Origin of the sequence: Trichocoleus desertorum AS-A10 (assembly GCF_039962155.1) — a bacterium.
Taxonomy (GTDB): domain Bacteria; phylum Cyanobacteriota; class Cyanobacteriia; order FACHB-46; family FACHB-46; genus Trichocoleus.
The window spans coordinates 185,306-208,679 of sequence record NZ_JAMPKN010000009.1 but is presented as its reverse complement, the minus strand read 5'-3'; the positions used below and the strand labels follow the sequence as shown (position 1 = coordinate 208,679).

Sequence of the window (23,374 nt, the reverse complement as noted above, 5' to 3'; positions counted from 1 at the left end):
GAAATTGGCGACCACACTGCTTGCACTGATAGCACTGTCTGCCGCGACGGTGACCGTTTTTAGCCGTGTGAGTGGAGTGACATTGAGGACATTTCATACCTTCATTGTGCCAAAGTCAGCATTACTTTTTCAGCAACGCCAGATTAGGAAGCAAGACAAGCATGAAAAAACCTCTCCTTTGTGGGGAGAGGTGTAGTCTGGAGTGAAATTTAAACCGGGGAAATCAATTAACCGACAGCGATCGCCCCAGCAGCAGCAGAAGCCAATGCGGAGACAGCGGCGGTACCAAATAACCACCAGGCAGCAGTAGCAGCGGCTTTACGGGTTTCTTCCGCTTGATGCTGCGCTTGTCGCTTCAGGTCTTCTAGGCGGCGCTGAGCTTCGTGTTGAATGCGTTCAGCCCGCTGGAGGACGCTGTTTCTGGCACCTTCAATCTGGTCAATGATGCGATTGGCATCTGCTTCCGAGATGTCTTCGCGGGAACTGAGCAGTGCCACTAAGGTACCGCGATCGAACTGACCGAGACGCGACCGCAGCGCATCAAATCCAGCTTGTGGATCATCGAACACGGTGCGTAGATCGCGCTTGATGCCTTCGTAGTTCAGTTCTGGACGGTCCAAGGCATTCAAGTAGTTGCGGATGCGAGCAAAAATGCCGTCAATCACCGATTGAATCTGGTTTTGGATGTTCTGGATTTGCGCTTGCACTTGCTCCCGAACGGAGAGGACTTGATCGACGATGCGGCTAGCTTCTGCCTCAGTCATGTCAGAGCGCTGAGACAACAGAGCCACGATGGTCGAGCGATCTACATGGGAGAGGCGATCGCCTAGGCTACCCAACCCAGCGCGGGGGTCGCTGAGCAGCAATTGTAAGTCACGCTTAATCCCTTCTGGATTGAGTTCTTCTTTGTCGGTATTACGCAGGTAGTTTTCCAGGGTGGCTTGGAAGTCACGCACACGCTCTTGAGTCCGAGCAGCCAAACGACGCGGCGCTCTGACAATGCTGCGGATCGCTTCTTGGGTTTGATCTACCAGGCGATTGGCTTGCTCTTCGCTGATGTCAGGGCGTTGGCTCAGCAATCGCACCAACGTTTCGCGATCGACTTGAGATAAGCGTCTTCTCAGCGCCAGAGTACCTTCTTTGGGATCGTGCAACAGAGTTTGCAGATCGCGTTGGATACCTACTGGATCGAGTTCTTGCAGGTTGGTGTTCCGCAGGTAATCGGCGATCGCAGTTGTGGTTTTGTCGTATTGCTCTTTGGTCTTGCCTACAACAATCTGGGGCGCATGGGTAATGTTGTTCCAGTTGCTTTCGACTTGATCAAAGATGCGGTTGGCTTCCTCCTCACTAATGTCGGGACGTTGGGCCAACAGTTTGACAAAGGTATCGCGATCAACGGCGGAGAAACGCCAACGCAAGGCTCTAAAGCCAGCTTGGGGATCATCCAGTAAAGTTTGGAGGTCGCGCTTGATGCCTTCAGGGTTGAGTTCGGAGCGGCCTGTGTTTTGCAGGTATGACTCCAGACGCTGCCGCAACTCAGTCGCTTTTGATTCCGCTTGATCTTGCACAGACTGAGCGTTGCCCAAAACGCGATCGCGAGTGCTTTCGAGTTGGCTAACAATGTGATCAGCTTCTTCCTGACTCAGGTCTTGGCGCTGAGCCAGCAACTGGACCAAGGTATCGTGGTCAAAGTGGTTCAGGCGATCGCGCAGTTCTTCATAACCCGCTTCAGGATCTTCTAGCAGAGTTTGGAAGTCTCGCTCAATGCCTTCGGGACTGAGTTCAGCTTTGCCAGTAGAGCTCAAATAATTCTCGACTCGACTGCGAAGATCCTGGGATTCCTCTTGATCCGCCGCAATCGTGGCAGTGGTGAGAACTTCTTGGCGAATGCTTTCCAGTTGGTCGGCAATATCTCCCACTCGAGCAGGAGAGAGATCGCCCCGCTGAGTCAACAGATCCACAAAGTAGCTGCGGTTCAACTGTTCTAGTTGCCGCTTCACCACACCAGGATCGGCTTGCGGATCGTAGATAACGTTGCGGAATTCGTACTTAATTGTTTCTCGATTCAAATGCCAAGCATAGGAATTGAGGATGTAGTTTTCGATATCCGCTCGGATAGGGTTGAAGGGGACGGCAGGCGCTTTTTCAGCGACTTGGCTACCTACTTTATTAGCTTGCTCGCCCAGCTTATCTTTGAAGCCTTGTAACTGACCCATCACCTTCTCAACATCAAGGTCAGAAAGGTCAGTGCGGCTCAGGACAGTGCCAGAGAGGGCAGTCATACCAAACTGAGCAGCTCGCCCAATCAAGCCAGGAGGTTGCTGCTGTTGGCTGCCACCTTGATTAGAACGGCGGATCTCCGCAATCAGTTGGTCAAGTTTGTTGCTGAACTCGTTGGAACGTAGGTTTTCTGGCTGAGCCGAAGAGAGATAATCTCGCAATTGCCCCATCAGATCTTGCTGACCTTGCTGGCTCAGCACTTGCTGCCATACACCTTCTAACTGATCCACGATGCGGTTGATATCGCGCTTGGAAAGATCGGTGCGGCTGCTAACTAAGTTGACAAAGGTTTGGCGGTCGATGTGGCTGAGGCGATCGCGTAGAGATTCCCCCACACCACCGGCACTCTGAGCCAAAGACTTTAGCTCTGGGGTGTTCACTAAGTTTTCAAACTCACCCCGAATCCGCGAAATATCCAATTCCGACGGCTTCAAGCGATCGAGATAGTCTTCAATAGTTTCGCGAATGCTGACTGGGTCCATACCGACGGTAAGTTCCCGGCGCACGGCTGCGGCTGCGGCTTCTGCGGTTGCTACTACTTGGTCACTTGCAGATTTACCCGCGATCGCGGCAGTTGCAGTGCCCAGAACCGCTTGGAATCCTGAGGTGGCCGTGTTGACCACCGAACCAATTAAGGAACCGACCGTTGAGGAGCTCACCCACACTAGCAGCGTGAAGTAAGCAGCCCAAATAACCAGACCAACAATTGCGCCTAAAACAGCATTTTCAATCAAGCTCAGCTTAACGGCGAGTAAGCAAGCAATGAATAAGGTAATAGTGACCGTGATCAGAGTCCATAGGCCCACAGCAGTACCGATTTTGCGAATCGTGCCGCCCAAACTGCCTGAATCTTTGTGGCTGGAATGGCTAGAGTGGCTGGATTGATTGTCGTCAGATTGATGGCCTAAATAAGAAATTCCTGCGGCTACAGAAAGGTTGGTTAGAACTAATTGAATGGCAAAGGCTAAGACTAGCCCTGCGATCAAAGCTACAAAAAATTGGGGACCTGAAAAGACAAGTGCGGCTTCTTCAGGAGTGGTGACTGATCCATCCACTGGCACTTGCGCAATCCAGAATTGCCCCTGGAATAATTCCCGTGCAATTCCTATATTGTGAAACATGATTTTCCCTCGTTAAGGCTAAGATCCACGCAAATCTGAGCTTGCCTGCATCCCAGCGCTATATTTCTGCAAAACTAATAACCCTCACGCTCAGAATCTCCGACTCAGAGGGTACAAAGCATCTCTCCGAAGTCTGAAATGAACTCTATAGGCGGATAAAGTTATGCAGCGAGGATTTCTAAGGACGTATTTCTTACGGAAGGCGAACCGGGGGATCAGAATTTGCTGCTAGTTCAAGACTTTTTTACTAACCAAACTGGGTCGTCACGAAACCTTGTGATTCGCTGGAGTTGAGAAAAATGTGGTGGGGTCTACGCCTGATTTCTGTGCTGCTGCTAGAGCGATCGCGGGAGGAAAAATCCGATGTTCTTGCACTTGAATCCGAGCTTGCAGCATCGCTGGAGTATCTTCCGCCAAAATTGGCACTGCTGCCTGCATCACAATCGGACCGCTATCCACTTCTAGATGTACATAGTGCACAGTACAGCCTGAAATCTTTACCCCTGACTGCAACGCTTGTTCTACTGCGCGAATGCCGGGAAAACTGGGCAATAAGCTGGGATGAATATTTAGCATCTGGTTGGGGAATGCGTCAATCAGCACTTGCGTCACCCGTCGCATCCAACCTGCCATGATCACCCATTCCACGCCATGCTGCTTCAGGGTTTCTGCAATTTGGCGATCGAGATCTTCACGCGATGCAAAAGTACGGTGATCTAATAAAACAGAAGGAATTCCCCAGCGCTCTGCGCGTTCCAACGCCTTGGCACTAGGATTGTTGCAGATCAAAACTGGGATTTTGGCATGCAGCTGGCCATCAGCAATGGCTTGAGCGATCGCCTCAAAGTTGCTGCCCGAACCAGAAGCCATCACACCTAACCTTAAAGGAGTTGCCGCAGGTGTGGCGAATGTAGAAGCAACCAGAGTCGGTGAAACGAGACTAGGGATAGAATCCGGGCTGGAAGTAGGCACCGCAGAGTGAGAAGTCATGAAATCAGGAAAAGATCGCTCGAAAATTGCGCTAGCGTAGTCGCTGACTAAGCGCTAGTCTCAGAATTGTAACAGCAGGGTTCTTGCATCCCACGCTTGTCAGTAGAAACTTGCTATGTCTTTGTGGTCGTCTCGTCGCCAAGTGTCTCATCAGGACAGCCCAACTGCGCCTCAGGCAGATTCCCAAACCTGGGTGGATAAAAATGAGTCAGGCGCGATCGCGGCTTGGTTATTCTTAGCGCCTGCTCTATTACTCCTGAGCATCTTTGTCTTGGGGCCGATCGCTTATTTGGTCTACCTCAGCTTCACGGCGGGGAGCTTTACTCGCACTGGCACTCACTGGATTGGCTTCAGCAATTACTGGCGCTTGTTGCTCAATCCCGATTTTTGGCAGGTGTTGGGAAATACGCTTTATTTCACGGTGGCGACGGTGATTCCGAGCTTAGTCCTGGCTTTGGGTTTGGCGGTACTCCTAAACCGAACCTTTGCTTTACAAGGATTGCTCCGAGCTGCCTATTTTATTCCGTCTATTACTTCGCTGGTAGCGGTGGGGCTAGGTTTCCGGTGGCTGTTTCAAACCGAAGGACCGATCAACACTTTACTCGGCGCGATCGGGTTAGAGCCGATTACTTGGCTGGGTAGCACGACTTGGGCGATGCCTGTGCTGATTCTGCTGAGTGTCTGGAAGCAACTCGGCTTCAATATGGTGGTGTTTTTGGCGGGGTTGCAAACCATTCCAGTCAATCGCTACGAAGCGGCGGAACTGGATGGGGCTAATGCTTGGCAGCAGTTTTGGCATATCACGCTACCAGGATTGAGACCTACCTTAATTTTTGCTGCGATTACAACAGTGATTTTCACGCTGCGGAGCTTTGAGCAGGTGTATGTGATCACTGAAGGAGGACCGCTCAACTCCACCAACTTGTTGGTCTACTACATCTATGAGCAAGCGTTTGCTCAATTTGATTTTGGCTATGCCGCCGCTGCTGCCACCGTGCTGCTAGGCGCTACGTCAGTACTGGTTTATTTACAGTTGCAGACTTGGAGCGAATAGCCCGCTGGCATTGAACTCGTTAACAATACTTGGCCGCTGCATTGAGATTTTCTACAATCAACCCATCCCTACAGGAGGAACTGCATCTTGATTAACTACATCACATTGATGCTGATTAACCTGACGGCAGGGCTGGTTTTATTGGCTAGCTTTGTTTATGAAGGTTTTGAGCATCCTAACCCGAAACGTTGGGTTCCTGGTTTCGGTATGGTGGGAGCGATCGCCCTTTCTACCGGATTCCATATGATTTGGCATTGGCCGATTCGAGGTAGCTACAACATTGCCTTTGGTGAGACGACGGTTCTATTTGGCATTTTGTTTGTGGGTGCGTCGCTGGCCTTAGCCCTAGGCTGGGATCTTTTGACTGTCGCGATTTACGCTTTCTTTGCTGGTGTAACCGCGATCGTGATTGGTGTCCGGATCATCGACTTAGAAATGACTCGTCGCCCCTTGATTTCTGGCCTAGGCTTTATCCTGACTGGCTTGGGTGGGGTGTGTGCTGCCCCTGCGCTGTATTGGCGGACCAACCGAGCGTTTCGCTTAGCAGGGGTTGGGGTACTGGCGATCGCCGCTGCAATTTGGGCGTTTACAGGTTATATGGCTTATTGGGGCCACTTGGAGGGTTCTAGCAACTGGGTTCCTCCTGGAATGCCGTAAGTCTTGCATAGGATAGCGCTCTTCGGCTCCGCTTCAATCAGACTGCTAGTTAGGACATAAGCCGTTCTGACACTCTGGCCCCCGGGCGATATGGGCATTATAAAAAGCTGTGACGGCTAATGGGTCGTAGCGATCGAGCTTCTGCAAATAGCCCCAGGCAGTCAGCGCGATCGCTGTATCCAGATTTGGGCGAGGGGTCAAAATAATTCGGGGATTGTTTTTGCTGAGGTCTCGGACCTGAGCTTTGATTTGCTCTAGCACTTGGCCTTGGATCTGCTCAGGCTTGTAGCTAATAATGACGCCACCATGCTCTAAATTGTGAACCAACCTTTCGTCCAATGGCGCTTTAGCATGGATGCCCCACTGCGCCCAAATGACATAGTGGGGACCAGAAGTGGGAGGGTTAGAGTTGTACTTAACTTTCTCAGTTTCAGGAACGTGATCTTGGCCTAACTTTGGTAAGGCAGTACCAGGCAATTTAGTAGCGGCAGATAGGGGTGGCAAAGGTGAGCCAGGGGTTTCTATCTTAAAGAATTCATCTCCAGTAGATGCCTGAGCCTTTTGCTGACTCATGGGCTTAGTCTCTATCTGCTGAGAAGCTGTATCTGATGATTGTTGCGTACAACCTACTGCCACTAATGCCCCAACTATCCCAACAGAGAGGAGGGCTTGGCGGCTGGCTAGGAACTTATTCTGCCATGTGCAGCTACGTCGCCGTGATTCTGGGTATTTGCTCACCTTGTTTCACCTAGTCTTGGCCCGTCTTGTCGCTGTTTTGCTTGAAGCAAGGCGCAGCTACTCTCATGCTAGATGAAATCACTAATTTCCTAAAGCGGCAGCAAAGCAGCGACTAGAATCTTGGCGGCTAGGTGATACCTTACTTTTTTCTTGTAGAAATAAGAAGCCAGCAATTTGTCGATATTCAAACACCACTTGTTCACAGGCGATCGCACATTTTTGCAGGCGATCGTCTGAGTATTTTTCGCACTCTCTAGCGCAGACATCTGCCAAATCAGCACAGGCTTGAGCAATTAAAGCCACAAAGCGCGGTCCTCGATTCATCAAAGTGGCGGCACAGATCCAACAAAGATCGGCACAGTCTCGACAAAGGCTAGCGCACTCTATTAAGTCAGTTGATTGGGTTTCAGCAGAAGCTTGGCATTCTAAAGCGCAATGATTAATGGCATCTAAAAAAGATTGATATTGATGATAAGTCATTTAAAAAACAATTAAATTCTTCTAGTTTGCTTATCGGCTGAAATAGAAAAACTTTCATCGCTCCTAAGCAACACTTCTGAAGTTAGAGATTAGCAAACTGCATCTGTATTGCATTTATGCAAATAGAGGTATGGAAGGCGAAACCCCCTATCGATAAGCTATCTGCGACATGCCCTATTGAGCAGAATTAGAAAATTCCTAAGCATGTGTGGAGATAATTTAGCTTTTTTAGACAAAAAAAGGTGCTAGTTTGCACCTGTAAGTTGTTCAAATTGTGAGCTAAAAATCCTTAAGCCACATCCCTATGCTTTAGAAATGAAAGTTTATGAAAAATTAAAGCGTGGAGAAAACTAGGTCGAAATATCTAACTTCTACGAACTATCGAGTGCCTTAGCCAGGATTAACTCGCATTAATACCTGCCCGTACTCAACTGGTTCGCCATTCTGAACCAAGACTTCCATCACCTCTCCGCTCACCTCAGCCTCTAGCTCATTCATCAGCTTCATGGCTTCAATGATGCAGACAGTCTGTCCATTCCGAATGCGATCGCCAATGTCCACAAAAGGAGGCTCATCAGGTGCTGGGGCTCTGTAGAATGTGCCCACCATCGGTGAAGTGACATCCAACCACTTGCTTTTATCTACCGAGGCAACTGTAGGACTCGCCGCAGGAGTGGCTCCCATGCTGGGACGAGACTCAGGAGCAACTGGGGATGGTGCAGGGTTTATTGCAATGGGTGGGGCCAACTCAACACTAGGAACACCACCACTACCAGCAGCCGTGGACTCGATCGCTGTTGTTTGACTACTGACTTGCACACCCTTGCGTACCGTAAGCTCAAAGTCAGCACTTTTGATGGTCAACTCGCCAATATCAGTCTGGCCCAGAGTGACTAGTAGGTTGCGGAGTTCTTCAAAATTCAATTGCACAGTGTTTATGACCCCAATCCAATGAGCTATTTTCAATCAGCTCGTCTTTACTAATTACACATTGTCAACAGTGCAATTTAGCACAGTGCCAACAAAGTACTGAGCCCAGCTCTAGTCTTTTTCCCGACCTAGGTAAGTGTCGTTGCGAGTATCAACCTTGATGCGCTCTCCAATCGTAATAAAGAGAGGCACCATGACTTGAGCACCTGTTTCTACGATTGCCGGCTTAGTGCCACCTGTAGCGGTATCACCCTTGAGACCTGGATCGGTTTGAGTAACTTCTAAAACCACTGAGTTAGGCAGTTCAACTTCCAGAACTTGGGCACCCCAACGAACGACGTTGACTTCCATCCCCTCTTTCAGGTACTTCACGCGATCGCCAATCTGAGAAGCGCTTAAGCGTCCTTCTTCGTAAGTCTCCATGTCCATAAAGACAAAGTCTTCGCCGTCTTTATAGGTATGTTGCATCGTGCTCTTTTCCAAATTGGCCTGAGGCACAACCTCTCCAGCCCGGAAGGTTCTTTCTACAACGTTGCCATTTTGGGCGTTCTTTAGTTTGGTGCGAACGAAGGCAGATCCTTTACCGGGTTTAACGTGGAGAAATTCCACAACTCGCCACACGTTGCCATCCAATTCAATAGTGACGCCGGGTCGAAAGTCATTACTGGAGATCATGAATCTTGTGTCTGGGCAGAACAATTGGCATCCTATTGTACCGCTGAGCGGGTACTTCCCAGTACCCCCCTTCCAGAAGTTGTGCAAACTGCCGATCTATAGCATTCCTAAATGATTTATAAGGTTGTAGGTTGTGAGATTGCCATATATCAAAGAGCAAAACCAGTCAAAAATCAAAACCAGCTTGCCAGTGCTCCAGATTGGGATCTACCTCTGAATCTCTCTAGAGCTTCTAGGCAAAACACTGTGGCAAGATTAAAAATGGAATTTCCATGACTAGATTAATCGCACCGGAACCAGTACAAGGCACACGGGGATGAGTTTATGCTTCATTTAAATCGTTCGCGGCTCACTTCACACCAGAGCTGGCTAAAGCTAGGCCTCTTAGCGTTCCTGCTGATGACGCTTGCTGTCAGCTTTAGTCCAGCAGCATGGGCCGCTGATCGCGTGAGCCGATTGCCTGCTGGGAACGCAATTACAGATGGTAAGGCGTTATTGCGCTATGCCTTGCCCATCAATAACAAAGATATTAGAAACGTCCAAACCAGCCTGGAAGACATCACCACCCAACTGCGAGCCAATCGCCGCTGGGGAGCTATTTCTAGGGATGCGAATAAAGCAGCTTCCATTCTCCAGAAAAATCAAGCCGCTTTACTCGCCAGTATTCCGCCCGATCGCCAGCAGCAAGCCGAGGCTCTGATCGCAGAAATGCAGCAAGAAGCTGTTGATTTACAAGCAGCGGCTGAGTCTAAAGATAAAGAGCAAATTCGCCAGAAACAAGCCGAACTACTCAATCATGTGAGCGAGTTAGAAGAAGCGATGGTACAGGAATTCCCCTTTGAAGTGCCAGCAGAGTACAGTAACTTGCCTCAACTAAAAGGGCGAGCCACAGTAGTTGTGGAAACGAGCAAAGGCCCCCTAACGGTAGTTGTGGACGGCTATAGCGCTCCTGTGACCGCTGGAAACTTTGTTGATCTAGTACAACGGGGTTTCTACGATGGCTTAGAGTTTACCCGTGCTGAAGATTCTTATGTGCTGCAAATTGGGGATCCACCCGGACCAGCGGAAGGTTTTATTGATCCCGCGACTGGCAAGTACCGCGCGGTGCCTCTCGAAGTCTTGGTTCAAGGAGATGATGCCCCCACCTACGGCATTACCTTAGAAGATGCAGGCCGCTATAAAGATTTGCCAGTACTACCCTTCTCAGCTTTTGGGGCTTTAGCTTTAGCTCGCCCCGGTGATGATCCAAATGGCGGATCGTCCCAGTTCTTCTTCTTCCTGTTTGAGCCAGAACTCACACCCGCTGGCTTGAATTTGTTGGATGGTCGGTACTCAATTTTTGGTTACGTGACCGAAGGCAAGGATGTTTTAGACGAACTGAAAGCTGGAGACAAAATCACCTCGGCCAAAGTGATGAAGGGAGCAGAGAATCTGGTTCAGCCTAAGTCTGCTTGAGGACTAGTTATGCTGTGGGTAGAAGAGTTGAGTGAAACAACTTTTCTACCTTTGCTTGTGTAGCCCCTAGGAACTGCATTTATGGTCCTCATCGAGTTGGTGTTTGCGATCGCTCTGGGTGTTTTTGTGGTGCTATTGCTGGTCAACTCAATGCAGCGTGAGCAACAGCAGCAACGGCTAAGAAATGCTTTCTACCAACAGTTGGGAGCAGGCAACGGCTATATTTCACTGATTCAACTGGTGGCAGCGGCCAAAGTAGATCCAGAATTGGCTCGACAATTTCTAGAGCACCAAGCGCAGGTATTAACCGCTATCCCAGAAGTAGACGCTGACGGTGATACTTTCTATCGCTTTCCCAAACTGCGTCCGAGTGATGCAGCACGCTAATTACTTGCGTCCTTTGTGAAACATCAATTGCTAAACCAGACCCTAGGGCTAGACAACGACCTGTGAGCAACGATTTATCCAGGTTGAAAGTCCGAGATTTAGGAGAACAAGCCCTACTGCAACGTTTGCAGCGCTTTTGTCCTAAAGGAATTGTCGGTGATGATGCTGCTGTGCTTCAGACGCGCCCACAACTCGATCTGGTGATTACAACGGATGTATTAGTAGACGGTGTACATTTTAGCGTTGGCTTAGCAACACCCAATATCTATACAACTTCTCCAGCAGATGTCGGTTGGCGAGCCGCAGCCGCAAATCTCTCAGATTTAGCCGCGATGGGAGCAGCCCCCCTGGGCATTACAGTGGGTTTGAGTGCTCCAGGAGAGACGCCTGTTGTCTGGATTGAAGAGATTTATCAAGGTTTAACTGCTTGCTTACAGCGATTTAATACTCCAATTGTGGGTGGAGACATTACGCGATCGCCCATTCTCACCTTAGCGATTACTGCCTTCGGCCAAGTAGCACCACATCAGGTGATCCGCCGCTCTACCGCGCAACCCGGAGATGCGATCGTCGCGACAGGTTGGCATGGTGCTTCTAGAGCAGGTCTAGAACTGCTACTCCATCCTGAGCTAGGTCAGGAGCTTAGTGAGAGCGATCGCACCTATCTCATTCAATCCCACCAACGCCCCAACCCCCGCCTCGACATTCTGCCTTATCTTCTTCCTTCCTCCCCCATCCCTCATCCCTCATCCTTGCTTTCTCCTCCTTTCAAAATCGCTGGCATGGATAGCAGTGATGGTCTTGCCGACGCGATCGTGCAAATTTGTCGGATGAGTAGCGTGGGTGCCAGGGTTGAGCGGAGCCAAATCCCCATCCCGCCCGCTCTAACTCGTTGGGTTAGCTCTGAACAAGCGATGCAATGGGCGTTATATGGGGGAGAAGATTTTGAATTGGTGTTGTGTCTAGAGCAAGCAGCAGCCCAAGCCTTGGTTGAGCAGTTAGGGTTAGGAGCCGCGATCGTAGGGACGATAACGAAGGAACCTGAAGTTTTACTGGTTGACGCTGCGGGGCATGAGCCTGATGAAACACTGACTCTACAAAAAGGCTTCCAACATTTCTAGGCGCGTAAGCCGAAGTAAGTCAGAACTAAGTTTATAGAGCCGTTGTTTACAATTTCGTGCACTTCCCCAGGTTCCACAGCGATACAAGTGCCTGGTTGGAGGAGATGTTCCTGCCCATCGATTCGAATCACACCTGAGCCAGCCTCGACAAAAAAGACTTCACACATATCCTCATGGGAATGTGCTGTAGCAACTTGCCCCGGAGCAAAGTAGGCCTGAGCAAAGTTGATCAAGTGCGGCAGGTCGTTCAACCGCAGCATTACTTTCTTCTTAATGGCCGGGTTATGAGAAACCTGTTCTTCAGGCAGGTGGTTGAGAGTGGTCAGTTTCATACAGGTTTAATTACTAGTTGCTACAAAAAAGGACGCTCTTGTCGAACGTCCCAGATCTGAATGTAGATAACAGTTGCTTCAGCAGATGGAGTTGCGATCGCTTGACGAATCACTGCACCTCTAAACTCTAATTTTAGGTGAGAGCGATCGCGCCAAGTACTGGGCTAGAACGCATCAGCGTCTGTCTAGCCTTGCCATTTCTCGCCCACGGTTTCAGCTAGGTCAACCACACGTTGGCTGTAACCCCACTCGTTGTCATACCAAGCGACAACTTTTACCATGTTGCCGCCCATCACCATAGTCAGCTCAGCATCCACGATGGAGGAAGCGTCAGTACCTCGGTAATCGGTAGAAACTAGAGGCAGATCGCTATACGCCAAGATACCTTTTAGCGCACCCTCAGAGGCAGCCTTCATCACTTCATTGACTTGCTCAGCGATCGTGTTCTTCTCAACTTCTACGACCAAGTCCACAATGGAAACGTTGGGGGTAGGGACACGCAGAGCAATACCGTTGAGTTTACCTTTGAGTTCGGGTAGAACCAGCGCTACCGCTTTAGCCGCACCAGTGGTGGTTGGCACAATGTTCATTGCAGCAGCCCGTGCCCGACGTAGATCCCGGTGGCTAGCATCCAACAACCGCTGGTCCCCAGTGTAGCTGTGGGTGGTGGTCATGGTGCCTTTGACGATGCCGAAGTTCTCATGCAAAACCTTGGCAACAGGGGCTAAACAGTTAGTGGTGCAGCTCGCGTTACTGATAATGACATGCTTGACAGGGTCGTAGTCTTTGTCGTTTACACCCACGACGAAGGTGCCATCATCTCCTTTGCCAGGAGCTGTAATCAATACTTTCTTTGCACCAGCTTTCAAGTGCTTAGAAGCTCCGTCACGGCTAGTAAAGACGCCAGTGGATTCAATAACCAAATCAATATCCCAGGCTGCCCAAGGCAGGTTTTCTGGGTTACGGTCAGATACACACTTGACAATTTTGCCATTAACAGTGATGGAGTTGTCATCCGCGCTGATATCAGCGTCGAATTTGCCCAACATGGTGTCATATCTGAGCAGGTGGGCATTGGTTTTTGGGTCAGAGGTATCGTTAATAGCGACTACTTCAATGTGGCTATTTTCTCTGCCGATCCAGCATCGCATGAAGTTACGTCCGATGCGTCCAAAGCCGTTGATCGCTACTCTAATCACTGCGTCTTGCCCTCTGTATTACTAAAGTCGGATAGCGAGTAATGACCCAGATCATATCGCAAAGGATGCCTATTTCGAACTCCCAATCCGTTCCCCAGCACCCGCTAAAAATTTTAATAAATGAGTGAATTCAAGAAATTTTCCGGATTTAACTGAGAATTTACCAATTTCCATTCCCAGTCGTTTCTTTACTAAGTTCTCTTGAATTTCAGACAACGTTGATTCAGGATCTCAACCTATTTTGTGCCTGTAGAGATCTCAGGGACAAAAGCTGCAAAGTTGGCTTGATCACTGAGAGTGCTAGAAACAAGTAGCAAAGCCATGACCTAAAAAACCGTTGTCTTGCACAACAAAACCCGACCAAGCAATAAGCTTTGAATTTTGATTCGGCGATCGCCCTTAGTCATGGTTCTGATAAAGCTGATAGCCAGTGATGTAAGTTCTAACTGCCTCTGGAACTAGATAGCGAATAGAGCGTTGCTCTCGGCAGTATTGGCGAATCAAGCTCGAAGAGATACCCATAACAGGCATAGGAAGACGCTGCCAGCGGATGGCAATAGATTGCTGAGCCATGACCGCAATAACTTGCTCACAGCTAGCGATCATTTCCGTAGTCCAACCCAATTCAGTCGTTGGAGTTGTTAAATCATTGCCTGAACCACAGGAATCTGGACTACAGGAATTAGAAGGTTGACAGCGAGGGGCAACTAACCACTCACAGGTCGCAGCTAATTTGGCGTGGTCATACCAGCGTGGCAAAGTTCGAAAGGCATCTAAACCAATAATCCAGTACCACTGAACTTGTAGATGAAGTTCTTGTAAAGCTTGCAGAGTTGTGGTGGCAAAAGAAGGTCCCACCCGATTAGCCTCAACCTGGGTGACAGTAAAAGCGGGATGATCGGCGATCGCTTGTTGCACCATTTGCAGTCGATGCTCAAAACTCAATCCGAGTTGCTGAGCTTTGTGCGGTGCTAAGCGGGTTGGCACCCAAATCACTTGGTCCAGAGCGGCTTGCTGCAATGCTGCCTCAGCCATGACCAAATGCCCCCAATGAATTGGGTCAAATGTCCCACCCAAAATTGCCACTTTCTGCATGCTAAACTGGCTGCTTTTCTCAGCGTCAATTCGCTTGGATCTCAAACTCAGTCACCGTTCTGTAACACTACGTTGCCACAATCGTGATGCCAGCTCAATGCAGTGGCTGATCTCCGTACAAACCCTAGTTGCAACTATAAAGGCTAGATGTAGGATGCAGAAGATTTGATGAAAAATCGCGGAATTCCTAGGAATTACTGAAGAATTCTTATAGCAAATCATCTTCGTCGAGATCAACTCGCTATAAACCTGAAAAGTTGATTCTTACGATGTTTTTTCAGGAGATTTCCGGATCTATAACGCCCTAGGCGAGTAAAGATAAAAACAGTCCCAGGACAAAAAAATCCCTTAAGTGGGAGCAATCGGAACAACTAATTTAGAGTGATAAAGTTTCGAAAAGACGTTCTTTCTCTAAAGAAGTAAATGCTTGGCGGACTGTATCGCTAAAAAGCAATTCTTGATATGATATCGCGTGTTATTGGTGTGGTGTGGTGTGTAAGGAGCTAAAATGCTGAATTCTGTTGATTTCAGCGGGAGGCCATTTCATTTCATTGGAATCGGTGGAATTGGAATGTCGGCCCTCGCTTACGTTCTGGCAAAGCGTAGGCTACCTGTTTCTGGCTCGGATATTCGGTTAAATCACATTACTCAGCGCTTGCAAGATTTAGGAGCGCACATTTTCTGGAGCCAAGATGCCACGAATTTAGAGTTTTTTCGACAAGCTGAATCATCTAAAAGTGACGCATTGCCAGCAGCAGTTGTGGCGATCGCGGCAAATGGGAAAAATGGGGGGGGAGCGAAAGAAACCCGGTCCACTACCAGCAAAGTATCTAGTAGTACCGATACTGCCCTGTTGCCTCAGGTAATTTGTTCCACAGCTATTAACCCAGCCAATGCAGAATATCGCGCTGCTTTAGAACTAGGCTGTCCAATTTTTCATCGCTCTGATCTCCTAGCGGCCTTAATCCAGGATTACCAAAGTATTTCCGTTGCTGGAACTCATGGTAAAACCACGACCAGCAGTATGATTGGCCATTTGCTGCTGGAGACAGGCTTGGACCCCACGATTGTAGTGGGGGGAGAGGTGAAAGCTTGGGAAGGCAATGCCCGCTTAGGAGAAGGACCTTACTTAGTCGCTGAGGCGGATGAGTCGGATGGCTCTCTCGTGAAATTCTCGTCTCAGATTGGCATTATCACTAATATTGAATTGGATCACCCGGATCACTACAGCACGTTAGACGAGGTGATTTCAACATTCAAAACCTTTGCTAGCCACTGCAAAACCTTAATCGGTTGCATCGATTGTGCCACGGTTCGAGATGCGCTCCAACCAGCCATTACCTATAGCTTGCATCGAGAATCGGGTGCTGACTACACGGTAGACTGCGTCACCTATCAAGCCAACGGGACCAAGGCTCAAGTCTGGGAACGGGGTGAATTACTGGGAGAACTCAGCCTCAAACTGTTGGGCCAGCACAACCTGAGTAATGCGTTGGCAGCTGTTGCTGTGGGCCGACTTCTAAACCTAGGCTTTGCCCAGATAGCTCCAGCGATTGCGACTTTTGAAGGGGCACGGCGTCGCTTTGAATATCGCGGTGAATACAACGAGGTTTTATTTGTTGATGATTACGCCCATCATCCGAGCGAAATTCGAGCCACTCTAGCAGCCGCTCATCTACAGGCGACCGAATTGCCCACTGCCCATCAGAGGCGAGTCGTTGCTGTATTTCAACCGCACCGCTACAGCCGCACTCAAACTTTTTTGGCAGAGTTTGCTGAATCTTTTCAGGATGCGGATGTAGTTGTAGTGACAGACATCTACGCTGCCGGAGAAGCCCAACCAGACAATCTGACGGGTCAACAGGTCGTAGATGCGATCGCGGCCCACCATGCTCACGTGGTTTTTCAACCTTCGTTGGCAGCAGTCCAAAGCTTTTTGGAACAAACGCTGCAACCAAGAGACTTGGCTTTATTTCTGGGGGCTGGTAACTTAAACCAAATTATCCCGGAATTAATGGCCTTTCAGGAGCGTGCCGCAAAAAGCATATCTCAAGAAAGGTGCGACCAAACCTCTTTCTGATGTTCACTATGAACCATCACCGCATAGCAGTTTCACGATGAATGAAAGATTGCTGTACCAGGGTTGGCCACAACCTGGAGAAGCGGAAACCAGTCTTTCATCTTAGGCCCGTAGGCATGGAGCAGTTGGACCATCATGACTCTTTCCCAAGATCCGCCTAGCATTCTGAAGCCTTCCACCTTTATCACACCAAACATCCCACCCAAAACTGAGGCTGCTCCCCCCAAGCCTGATCCCTTGAAATACTCACCGATTCGCTTGCCCGCTACCGAGTGTCTGATTAAACCTCAAGTCTCCTTAGCACCCTTCACCTCTTTTCGAGTGGGAGGACCCGCAGAATGGTTTGTTTCCCCGAGACGAGCAGAGGAAATGCAAGCCAGCATCGATTGGGCTAACCAAGAGGGGTTGCCTGTTACCTTGCTAGGAGCAGGCTCCAACTTGTTGGTCAGCGATCGCGGTTTACCCGGTTTGGTCATTTGCACCAGGCATTTTCGCCACGCTCACTTTGATGCCGAAACAGGTCAAATCACGGCTGGGGCCGGAGAACCACTAGTCCGTCTAGCTTGGCAAGCTGCAGAGCGGGGTTGGGAAGGTCTGGAATGGGCGGTGGGAATTCCAGGCACTCTAGGCGGTGCAGTGGTGATGAACGCAGGAGCACACGGAGATTGCACTGCTGATGTTTTAGTCAATGCTCATGTGCTTTTACCCAATGGCACGACAGAAATCCTTTTACCTGGCGATTTGGGTTTCAACTACCGCACCTCAGCGCTGCAAGGCGATCGCCGCTTAGTCACCCAAGCAACGCTGCAATTAAAACTAGGAGCTGATCCCGCTCAGGTAATGGCAGCTACAACCACTCACTTAAAGCAGCGCCAGACTAGTCAGCCTTATCACCTCCCTAGTTGTGGAAGTGTATTCCGCAATCCTGGACCCCAAACCGCTGGTTGGCTAATTGAACAAGCAGGATTGAAAGGACATCGGATTGGGGGAGCGCAAGTTGCTCAGCGCCATGCCAACTTCATTCTTAACTGTGGTGGTGCGACTGCCTACGACATTTTTCAGCTGATTCGCTATGTGCAGCAACAAGTAGAACAACATTGGTCATTGCGCTTAGAGCCAGAAGTGAAAATGCTAGGAGAGTTTCAACTCGCCTAAACTGGCTGATGGCTAGACATGGCTGCAAGGCTACTGTTTAGCTTGATGCTTCTGCTTAGTTGTCTGCTGAAGACTTCAGAAAATTGTAGCTCTAACAAAATTGCTTCTAAGGAGTCATGAAAATCCAGCGGCTGTAATGTTAACTTAGGTGAAGGCTTTAAGAGGTACAGTCACCAGCACTCGCCATGCAATCCTGAGGTGGCTAAGCTGATTCACAGCCTTACCCTAGGTTGGCTTCTGTGGCTTGAAAGTTTTCTGGAAAGAATCAAGCTTCAGGCTGGGTTAGGCAAAAGTCTGCCAAAGAGACAGTGAGAGTGGCAGAATAGCAGAGACTAGGAACAACCTAATTAGACAAACAACTCGTACCCAATCTAAACGTTATGAGCAAAGGACAGGGATTTGGCTTCGGTCTGGGCAAAATGAAAGAGCTGACCGAAGCATTCAAGAAGGCACAACAAGTACAAGAGGGTGCCAAACAACTCCAAGAAGATTTGGAGAAAATGGAAATTGAAGGACAAGCGGGTGGGGGCATGGTGAAGGTGGTCCTCAGTGGCAACCAAGAGCCCCGGCGAGTAGAAATTTCAACCGATGTGCTAGGGGAAGGCGCTGAGGTGGTTTCTGACTTGGTGACTGCTGCCATGAAGGATGCTTACAACAAGTCCACAGCCACCATGCGCGAGAAAATGGAAGAGTTGACAGGTGGTTTGAACCTACCTGGCCTCTAAATCAACAGCATTTAAGAGTCCAATTCAATCCGGGCAAGCAGTTTATGTCTGCTTTTTGCCCGGTTTTATTGTTTTGACCTTGTAAAGTTGCGATCGCCCTTATCGATGCTCTTGCCAATGCTAAGTCTGTGACTGCTCAGTCTCTCTTGAATGGCGGGCCTGCAAATTTAGTAAGGGGAAGGATTGGGTTGAACGGGGACGTTGAGTAACTTAGCGATCGTGCCATAAAGCCGTTTGGCGAGAACAGTGTTGGCTTCATCGGTGAGATGAACTGTATCTACAAAAGCTTGGCTGGGGAAGTTGTTATAAAGATTGTAGAGGTTCAGCGTGGTGACGGTTTTGGGAAATTCTTTCTGAACTTGTAGTGCTGCTTGCTCGATCTCGGTATAACCTGCTTTGACCCGTTGGCTGTAGGTAGCTCCTAGAGCCTGCTGAATTTTGGCTTCTTCTGAAGAGCGGTTTTTGCCAGTTCGACTGGTGACTTCTGGTTGAACTGCCACAATTAAAGGGATTTTGGCAGCGGTTGCGAGTCGGGCCATTTGCTGGAGATGGCTGCGGTAACGCTCAGCTCGCCGCTCCACCTCTGTTGGCTCACTGGGGAGTTGTTCAACTAAGGGAGCATTATTGTTAGCAGCTACCAAGCTGAGTTCATCTACTGAAGGCTGAGGCTTAATCAACCAGTACTGAATTCCTTTAACTAAATAAGACTGAGTAAACAAATTACTCAACTGCTGAGTGAGGTGCGTATAAAAGTGACGTGGCGCATCTTCTAGTAGTGCTTCGGCTCCAGGGATGGTCACTCCTTCCTCAGTGCTGGGCAGCAGCAAGTCTCGGTATCCGTCCACAACCACAATGATGTCGGGTTGATACGTCAGAACTTGCATTGCTAGTTGGGCTACCTCGTTACCAGAGGCATAACCAGGGACAGCGGCATTAATCACACGATATTGCCCATCTCGAATTCGGGGCGGCAACGTTAGAGCTTTGTCAACTTCTTCTTTGTAGTACGGTAAAACGTCTGGGCGGAATTTTTCTGGGTTGCGTTTTTGCTGCGCTACTTGCTGATTGAGGCTGGCTTCTAACTTGTGGGCAAATGTAGTTTGGTTAGTCGAGCTCATTTGTCCAAAGGCAGTAGAGCCACCTAACAGAAAAATTCGTGTTTCACCTTTGGGTTTGGCGACGGGTACAGGACGATCGCTGCGAAACCCTTGCTCGTTAATCCGCCAAAACTGACTTTGCTGTTTGCCGACGAGTTTGTAGCCTGTCGCTAAACTAGGCTTTGCTGCTAGCTGTCCTGCGATTGGCAAGCCATCATAAGGCTGCTGACTCGCATCCAGAAACCTAAGGCCGTAGGCTGTGGCTTTAGTTGGTTTACCCTGATAAGCTGCCAATTCATTACTTTGCCCTGTCACACCGACAAAGGTGCGGACTAAAAACTCTAGGACAATGAGCACAAGAGGCAGGGTGAGTAAGGTGATCAGGGGCCAAGAGAGCCGACGTTGTTTCCGGTAAGCAGATCTACGGCTAGGCCTAAACATCAAGTACTTTCCTCGTAATACCAATAGTAGTGACCCGTGCTTGCCTGGTGGAGCGAATTGCTGTCAGCAAACACTGTAGTCCGAAATTGCACATTCAAGAAGAGTTACACCCCTAGGGCCAGAAGGTCAAGGTTTGATCTAAGTTCCCGGCAGTTATCCATACCTCTGCAAGGGTTGCTGCTCTGAAACCGGAAAGACCCAGTAGGAATCACAGACGCAAGCATGAATTGGAGTCTTGATCGCCAAGGCAATGGGAAACGACCGATAGTAGCACCCCGAATCAACTTTTTCGAACAGGCGCTACGGTTCTGATAAGCTATTGAGGCTGATGGCGGTTATCGATTACGCTGACAGCGATCGCCCAACCAACCTCGACTACAGACATGCCTTACAAACTGCTCTTCGTTTGTCTGGGTAATATTTGCCGCTCACCCTCGGCAGAAAACATCATGAACCACCTGATTGAGCAAGCAGGGTTGGGACATGAAATTATTTGTGATTCTGCTGGAACTTCGAGTTATCACATTGGCAGTGTGCCCGATCGCCGCATGACCGCGGCCGCTAAGCAGCGAGGCATTGCCCTTGAAGGTCAAGCTCGACAATTTCAAAAATCAGATTTCGAAGCGTTTGACTTGATCTTGGCGATGGATCAAGAAAACTATCAGGATATTCTGGCGCTTGATTCAACTGGAATGTATCGCGATCGCGTGCGCTTGATGTGTGATTTTTGCACGCAGTATCCAGAGCGGGAAGTTCCCGATCCCTACTACGGGGGCACGGAAGGTTTTAATCACGTGATCGATCTGCTATTGGATGCTTGTGGCGGTTTGTTGCAGCATCTGGTGACAACCCAAAAATTGGCTGCTCCCACCTCTAAACTCCAACCCTAGGAGAAAAAGTTTAGAGAGTTTCACTGCATCAACCCGTGTTCCATCACAAACCGAACTAACTCCGCCCGGTTATTAGTTTCAGTTTTGCGTAATAAGCTGCTGACATGTTTTTCCACCGTACGAGGGCTGAGGTGGAGGCGATGACCAATTTGAATATTCGACAGACCATCCGCCAAGAGTTGCAGCACTTCTTGCTCTCGCTCCGTCAAGCTCACCGTTGAGAGCGCTGGCGTGGGGGTAAACTTAGCAGTTGCATTGGTCTTTTCGGCTGAAAGCTCTGCCTCTTGATGTCGCGATCGCCACTCGGCATGAATCATTTCCGCTTGAATCATCTGCGATCGCTCTAGCAAGTTGCGAACGACGGCTCCCAATTCATCCAAGTCGAAGGGTTTGGGTAAGTACAGATCGCACCCTAGCTGATAGCCCCGAATGCGTTCTTGAATATCAGTGCGAGCAGTGAGAAAAATAACGGGCAACAGTCGAAACTCTACCTTTTGTCGAACTCGTCTGACTAGCTCGTAGCCATCCATCCGAGGCATGGTAATATCGGTCACAATCAGATGAGGCTGGTACTCATCAACCAGCGCTAGCGCCTCCTGACCATTCTCAGCTGCAACGACTGAATAACCAGAGAGTTCGAGATAATCGCTGATGGACAGGCGAGTACCGATATCATCATCAGCAACAAGAATCATCAAAGGCATGGGTAGCTAGCACATGAACGCTTAGGGTTAGGACAAATACAGCTTTTTAAAGATGGGCCTACGATACTAAAAAATAATCACAGAGAGTGAGTTTAAAGCAATCAAAGTGGTTTTCCTACTATTAAGGATACCGAGTGGAAGCTGATTATGCCGAAATGAGACTGAGCCCTTAGATGCAGTTTCCTGAACTCCAGCGATCGCTCTCCCAGAGAGCACTTAACCAACCCGTATCTCAAATTACAAACCACAACTACCTGAATTGTATCTCTTTGTCTTGAAGGATTTGGGTCGTCTTTGCAGAGATTGTATCAAGCTTGCCCTTTATCGCTTTCAGCCTTAGGCATTCCGAGTTCTGTTTGCCTGTGGAGAGCCGTTGGGATCAGTCAAGAGCAACGGAACAACGTGAGACTCAAGGCGATTCGTTACTTTATCTTAGCCTTTGATCCCAGAAATCTTAGCTGAGCTTTAGCCTTTGCATCGGGTCTGGCTCTGGCTGTCCAGTGAGCACAGGTCAAAGTAAATTTTGACGCAAACGCCACATTCTGGCTTCATCTTTAAGGGTGACTACCTGCAACTCCAACACTTTTCGCTGCTGTTCTGGGCCAATCTTGTACAAAAGAGATTTTAGTCAAAAATTCCTAGGATGTATCCTTGATCAGTACTGAATGAAACTTAGCACCGTGGGATATAGAGCAGTTTTGTGATGGGTAAGAGAATGGTCTTTGGTTCTAAATAAGCAGAGGTGGGCGATGGCTGAAACCCAGGCTAGTTAAACTATGTTGCACTACGTTAAAAGTTTAATCGGTTCAATAAATACCAAAAAAGACTAACAAACTGGAGTGTTGATTACTCCAAGAAAAGAGATGCACTTTCGCAGTTTAGATAGATATAAACTCGATTTTGAACTATCAGCGTGGAAAATAACCACTCAAAGATAGAATGGTGAAGCTTGCTTCTAGCAAGTATTGATTTTCAACCTGATTCTGCTCATGTTTGCGCGCCAAAAGCTCTACGAAGGCAAGGCTAAAATTGTCTACGCCACCGATGATCCCGATGTTTTTCTCACCCACTTTAAGAACGACGCGACGGCATTTAATGCCCAAAAGCGGGGACAAATTGCTGGTAAAGGTGAAATCAACGCTGCTATCTCTAGTCATCTGTTTCAGCTACTAGAAGCCAACAGTATCCCTACCCACTTTATCGATCGCCCCACCGCTGAAGATATGCGAGTCAAGGCGGTAAAAATTATTCCTCTAGAAGTGGTAGTCAGGAACATTGCAGCCGGGAGCCTCTGTCAACAAACTGGGTTGGAATTGGGTGCGGTTTTGAAGCAGCCCCTCGTGGAGTTCTACTACAAGAACGATGCTCTAGGGGACCCACTGCTGACTCGCGATCGCCTTTTGTTGCTAGAACTGGCTACGCCGGAACAGCTAGACCAGCTCCAACAAATGGCGCTGCGGATTAATGAGCTACTATCAGCTTTTTTTCAGCAGTGTGGCATTACTCTGGTGGACTTCAAGTTGGAGTTTGGCTTAGACCGCAATCAGCAAATTCTCTTGGCTGACGAAATTAGCCCGGATACTTGTCGGCTTTGGGACCAAGGGGAAACTGATCCAGACCGTCGGGTGATGGATAAAGACCGCTTCCGGCGTGACTTAGGCGATGTAGAAGGTGCTTACCGAAGGGTGCTAGAACGGGTGCTTAACCAGCCAGTTCAGCCATTAGTTCAAGAACCAGTGCAAGAGTGAGAGTCACGAATGGGGTAAAA

General features: G+C 49.0%; 22 protein-coding genes. 10 read left to right on the top strand and 12 right to left on the bottom strand.

The features are described 5' to 3' along the window. The 3 genes from NDA01_RS14735 to purN form a co-directional block, all read right to left on the bottom strand. The coding region (locus NDA01_RS14735) for a transposase-like zinc-binding domain-containing protein (protein ID WP_431193408.1) at nucleotides 1-97 on the bottom strand (97 nt) is incomplete at its 3' end. 130 nt (nucleotides 98-227) lie between these two features. Then, a complete protein-coding gene (locus NDA01_RS14730) occupies nucleotides 228-3,401 on the bottom strand; it encodes an MFS transporter (RefSeq protein WP_348228522.1) in 3,174 nt (1,057 codons plus the stop codon). Nucleotides 3,402-3,665: 264 nt separating this feature from the next. Next, on the bottom strand, nucleotides 3,666-4,391 hold the full coding sequence (gene purN, locus NDA01_RS14725) for a phosphoribosylglycinamide formyltransferase (protein ID WP_348228521.1): 726 nt from the start codon (nucleotides 4,389-4,391) through the stop codon (nucleotides 3,666-3,668). A gap of 115 nt (nucleotides 4,392-4,506) precedes the next feature. Between purN and NDA01_RS14720 the strand changes: the two genes are divergently transcribed. Beyond that, nucleotides 4,507-5,445 (top strand): carbohydrate ABC transporter permease, encoded by a 939-nt coding sequence (locus NDA01_RS14720; RefSeq protein ID WP_348228520.1) that lies wholly within the window; start codon nucleotides 4,507-4,509, stop codon nucleotides 5,443-5,445. An 87-nt stretch (nucleotides 5,446-5,532) separates the two neighbouring features. Then, entirely contained in the window at nucleotides 5,533-6,102 is a 570-nt protein-coding gene (locus NDA01_RS14715) for a DUF981 family protein (protein ID WP_431193407.1), read from the top strand. A 45-nt stretch (nucleotides 6,103-6,147) separates the two neighbouring features. Here the strand turns inward: NDA01_RS14715 and NDA01_RS14710 are convergent, their stop codons facing one another. The 4 genes from NDA01_RS14710 to efp all read right to left on the bottom strand — a co-directional run bounded on the left by NDA01_RS14710 (nucleotide 6,148) and on the right by efp (nucleotide 8,925). Further along, entirely contained in the window at nucleotides 6,148-6,840 is a 693-nt protein-coding gene (locus tag NDA01_RS14710; RefSeq protein WP_348228519.1) for a thioredoxin-like domain-containing protein, read from the bottom strand. An 81-nt stretch (nucleotides 6,841-6,921) separates the two neighbouring features. Next, entirely contained in the window at nucleotides 6,922-7,320 is a 399-nt protein-coding gene (locus NDA01_RS14705; RefSeq protein ID WP_348228518.1) for a four-helix bundle copper-binding protein, read from the bottom strand. A gap of 390 nt (nucleotides 7,321-7,710) precedes the next feature. Continuing rightward, on the bottom strand, nucleotides 7,711-8,250 hold the full coding sequence (accB, locus tag NDA01_RS14700) for an acetyl-CoA carboxylase biotin carboxyl carrier protein (RefSeq protein WP_348228517.1): 540 nt from the start codon (nucleotides 8,248-8,250) through the stop codon (nucleotides 7,711-7,713). Nucleotides 8,251-8,361: 111 nt separating this feature from the next. Then, nucleotides 8,362-8,925 carry an elongation factor P gene (efp, locus tag NDA01_RS14695; RefSeq protein ID WP_190550537.1) on the bottom strand — a complete coding sequence of 188 codons (564 nt, stop codon included), beginning with the start codon at nucleotides 8,923-8,925 and terminating at the stop codon, nucleotides 8,362-8,364. Between the two features lie 324 nt (nucleotides 8,926-9,249). Here efp and NDA01_RS14690 point away from each other — a divergent pair, with 324 nt between their 5' ends. The 3 genes from NDA01_RS14690 (at nucleotide 9,250) to thiL (ending at nucleotide 11,888) form a co-directional block, all read left to right on the top strand. Then, on the top strand, nucleotides 9,250-10,380 hold the full coding sequence (locus NDA01_RS14690; protein ID WP_190431736.1) for a peptidylprolyl isomerase: 1,131 nt from the start codon (nucleotides 9,250-9,252) through the stop codon (nucleotides 10,378-10,380). An 81-nt stretch (nucleotides 10,381-10,461) separates the two neighbouring features. Then, nucleotides 10,462-10,767 carry a hypothetical protein gene (locus NDA01_RS14685; RefSeq protein WP_348228516.1) on the top strand — a complete coding sequence of 102 codons (306 nt, stop codon included), beginning with the start codon at nucleotides 10,462-10,464 and terminating at the stop codon, nucleotides 10,765-10,767. 62 nt (nucleotides 10,768-10,829) lie between these two features. Next, nucleotides 10,830-11,888 carry a thiamine-phosphate kinase gene (gene thiL, locus NDA01_RS14680; protein ID WP_348228515.1) on the top strand — a complete coding sequence of 353 codons (1,059 nt, stop codon included), beginning with the start codon at nucleotides 10,830-10,832 and terminating at the stop codon, nucleotides 11,886-11,888. Here the strand turns inward: thiL and NDA01_RS14675 are convergent. The 3 genes from NDA01_RS14675 to nadD all read right to left on the bottom strand — a co-directional run bounded on the left by NDA01_RS14675 (nucleotide 11,885) and on the right by nadD (nucleotide 14,514). Then, a complete protein-coding gene (locus NDA01_RS14675; RefSeq protein ID WP_348228514.1) occupies nucleotides 11,885-12,220 on the bottom strand; it encodes a cupin domain-containing protein in 336 nt (111 codons plus the stop codon). The genes thiL and NDA01_RS14675 overlap by 4 nt on opposite strands. A 185-nt stretch (nucleotides 12,221-12,405) precedes the next feature. Continuing rightward, nucleotides 12,406-13,419 (bottom strand): type I glyceraldehyde-3-phosphate dehydrogenase, encoded by a 1,014-nt coding sequence (locus tag NDA01_RS14670; protein ID WP_190431740.1) that lies wholly within the window; start codon nucleotides 13,417-13,419, stop codon nucleotides 12,406-12,408. Between the two features lie 399 nt (nucleotides 13,420-13,818). Next, nucleotides 13,819-14,514, bottom strand: a complete 696-nt coding sequence (gene nadD, locus NDA01_RS14665; RefSeq protein WP_348228513.1) for a nicotinate (nicotinamide) nucleotide adenylyltransferase — start codon at nucleotides 14,512-14,514, stop codon at nucleotides 13,819-13,821. Between the two features lie 508 nt (nucleotides 14,515-15,022). Between nadD and murC the strand changes: the two genes are divergently transcribed. The 3 genes from murC (at nucleotide 15,023) to NDA01_RS14650 (ending at nucleotide 18,474) form a co-directional block, all read left to right on the top strand. Next, the gene (murC, locus tag NDA01_RS14660) at nucleotides 15,023-16,594 is read left to right on the top strand and encodes a UDP-N-acetylmuramate--L-alanine ligase (protein ID WP_348228512.1); all 1,572 of its coding nucleotides are present in this window, start codon (nucleotides 15,023-15,025) and stop codon (nucleotides 16,592-16,594) included. A 135-nt stretch (nucleotides 16,595-16,729) separates the two neighbouring features. Then, nucleotides 16,730-17,749: a UDP-N-acetylmuramate dehydrogenase gene (murB, locus tag NDA01_RS14655; protein WP_348228511.1), complete on the top strand. Its 1,020-nt coding sequence runs from the start codon at nucleotides 16,730-16,732 to the stop codon at nucleotides 17,747-17,749. Between the two features lie 380 nt (nucleotides 17,750-18,129). Then, nucleotides 18,130-18,474: a YbaB/EbfC family nucleoid-associated protein gene (locus NDA01_RS14650; protein ID WP_348228510.1), complete on the top strand. Its 345-nt coding sequence runs from the start codon at nucleotides 18,130-18,132 to the stop codon at nucleotides 18,472-18,474. A gap of 167 nt (nucleotides 18,475-18,641) precedes the next feature. Here the strand turns inward: NDA01_RS14650 and NDA01_RS14645 are convergent, their stop codons facing one another. Further along, a complete protein-coding gene (locus tag NDA01_RS14645; protein ID WP_190431745.1) occupies nucleotides 18,642-20,012 on the bottom strand; it encodes an SGNH/GDSL hydrolase family protein in 1,371 nt (456 codons plus the stop codon). A 449-nt stretch (nucleotides 20,013-20,461) separates the two neighbouring features. Between NDA01_RS14645 and NDA01_RS14640 the strand changes: the two genes are divergently transcribed. Continuing rightward, nucleotides 20,462-20,902 (top strand): low molecular weight protein-tyrosine-phosphatase, encoded by a 441-nt coding sequence (locus NDA01_RS14640; protein ID WP_431193406.1) that lies wholly within the window; start codon nucleotides 20,462-20,464, stop codon nucleotides 20,900-20,902. Between the two features lie 20 nt (nucleotides 20,903-20,922). On the opposite strand, the gene NDA01_RS14635 is transcribed toward NDA01_RS14640, so the two are convergent. Further along, entirely contained in the window at nucleotides 20,923-21,606 is a 684-nt protein-coding gene (locus NDA01_RS14635) for a response regulator transcription factor (protein WP_348228508.1), read from the bottom strand. A gap of 989 nt (nucleotides 21,607-22,595) precedes the next feature. On the opposite strand from NDA01_RS14635, the gene purC reads away from it, so the two are divergent. Further along, nucleotides 22,596-23,354 carry a phosphoribosylaminoimidazolesuccinocarboxamide synthase gene (gene purC, locus NDA01_RS14630; protein WP_348228507.1) on the top strand — a complete coding sequence of 253 codons (759 nt, stop codon included), beginning with the start codon at nucleotides 22,596-22,598 and terminating at the stop codon, nucleotides 23,352-23,354. Nucleotides 23,355-23,374 lie beyond the last annotated feature (20 nt).

Excerpts from the sequence above, each read along its gene's own strand:
- NDA01_RS14730 (WP_348228522.1), bottom strand. The coding sequence starts at position 3,401 with ATGTTTCACAATATAGGAATTGCACGGGAATTATTCCAGGGGCAATTC.
- purN (WP_348228521.1), bottom strand. The coding sequence starts at position 4,391 with ATGACTTCTCACTCTGCGGTGCCTACTTCCAGCCCGGATTCTATCCCT.
- NDA01_RS14720 (WP_348228520.1), top strand. The coding sequence starts at position 4,507 with ATGTCTTTGTGGTCGTCTCGTCGCCAAGTGTCTCATCAGGACAGCCCA.
- NDA01_RS14705 (WP_348228518.1), bottom strand. The coding sequence starts at position 7,320 with ATGACTTATCATCAATATCAATCTTTTTTAGATGCCATTAATCATTGC.
- efp (WP_190550537.1), bottom strand. The coding sequence starts at position 8,925 with ATGATCTCCAGTAATGACTTTCGACCCGGCGTCACTATTGAATTGGAT.
- NDA01_RS14690 (WP_190431736.1), top strand. The coding sequence starts at position 9,250 with ATGCTTCATTTAAATCGTTCGCGGCTCACTTCACACCAGAGCTGGCTA.
- NDA01_RS14685 (WP_348228516.1), top strand. The coding sequence starts at position 10,462 with ATGGTCCTCATCGAGTTGGTGTTTGCGATCGCTCTGGGTGTTTTTGTG.
- NDA01_RS14675 (WP_348228514.1), bottom strand. The coding sequence starts at position 12,220 with ATGAAACTGACCACTCTCAACCACCTGCCTGAAGAACAGGTTTCTCAT.
- nadD (WP_348228513.1), bottom strand. The coding sequence starts at position 14,514 with ATGCAGAAAGTGGCAATTTTGGGTGGGACATTTGACCCAATTCATTGG.
- murC (WP_348228512.1), top strand. The coding sequence starts at position 15,023 with ATGCTGAATTCTGTTGATTTCAGCGGGAGGCCATTTCATTTCATTGGA.
- murB (WP_348228511.1), top strand. The coding sequence starts at position 16,730 with ATGACTCTTTCCCAAGATCCGCCTAGCATTCTGAAGCCTTCCACCTTT.
- NDA01_RS14650 (WP_348228510.1), top strand. The coding sequence starts at position 18,130 with ATGAGCAAAGGACAGGGATTTGGCTTCGGTCTGGGCAAAATGAAAGAG.
- NDA01_RS14645 (WP_190431745.1), bottom strand. The coding sequence starts at position 20,012 with ATGTTTAGGCCTAGCCGTAGATCTGCTTACCGGAAACAACGTCGGCTC.
- NDA01_RS14640 (WP_431193406.1), top strand. The coding sequence starts at position 20,462 with ATGAACCACCTGATTGAGCAAGCAGGGTTGGGACATGAAATTATTTGT.
- NDA01_RS14635 (WP_348228508.1), bottom strand. The coding sequence starts at position 21,606 with ATGCCTTTGATGATTCTTGTTGCTGATGATGATATCGGTACTCGCCTG.
- purC (WP_348228507.1), top strand. The coding sequence starts at position 22,596 with ATGTTTGCGCGCCAAAAGCTCTACGAAGGCAAGGCTAAAATTGTCTAC.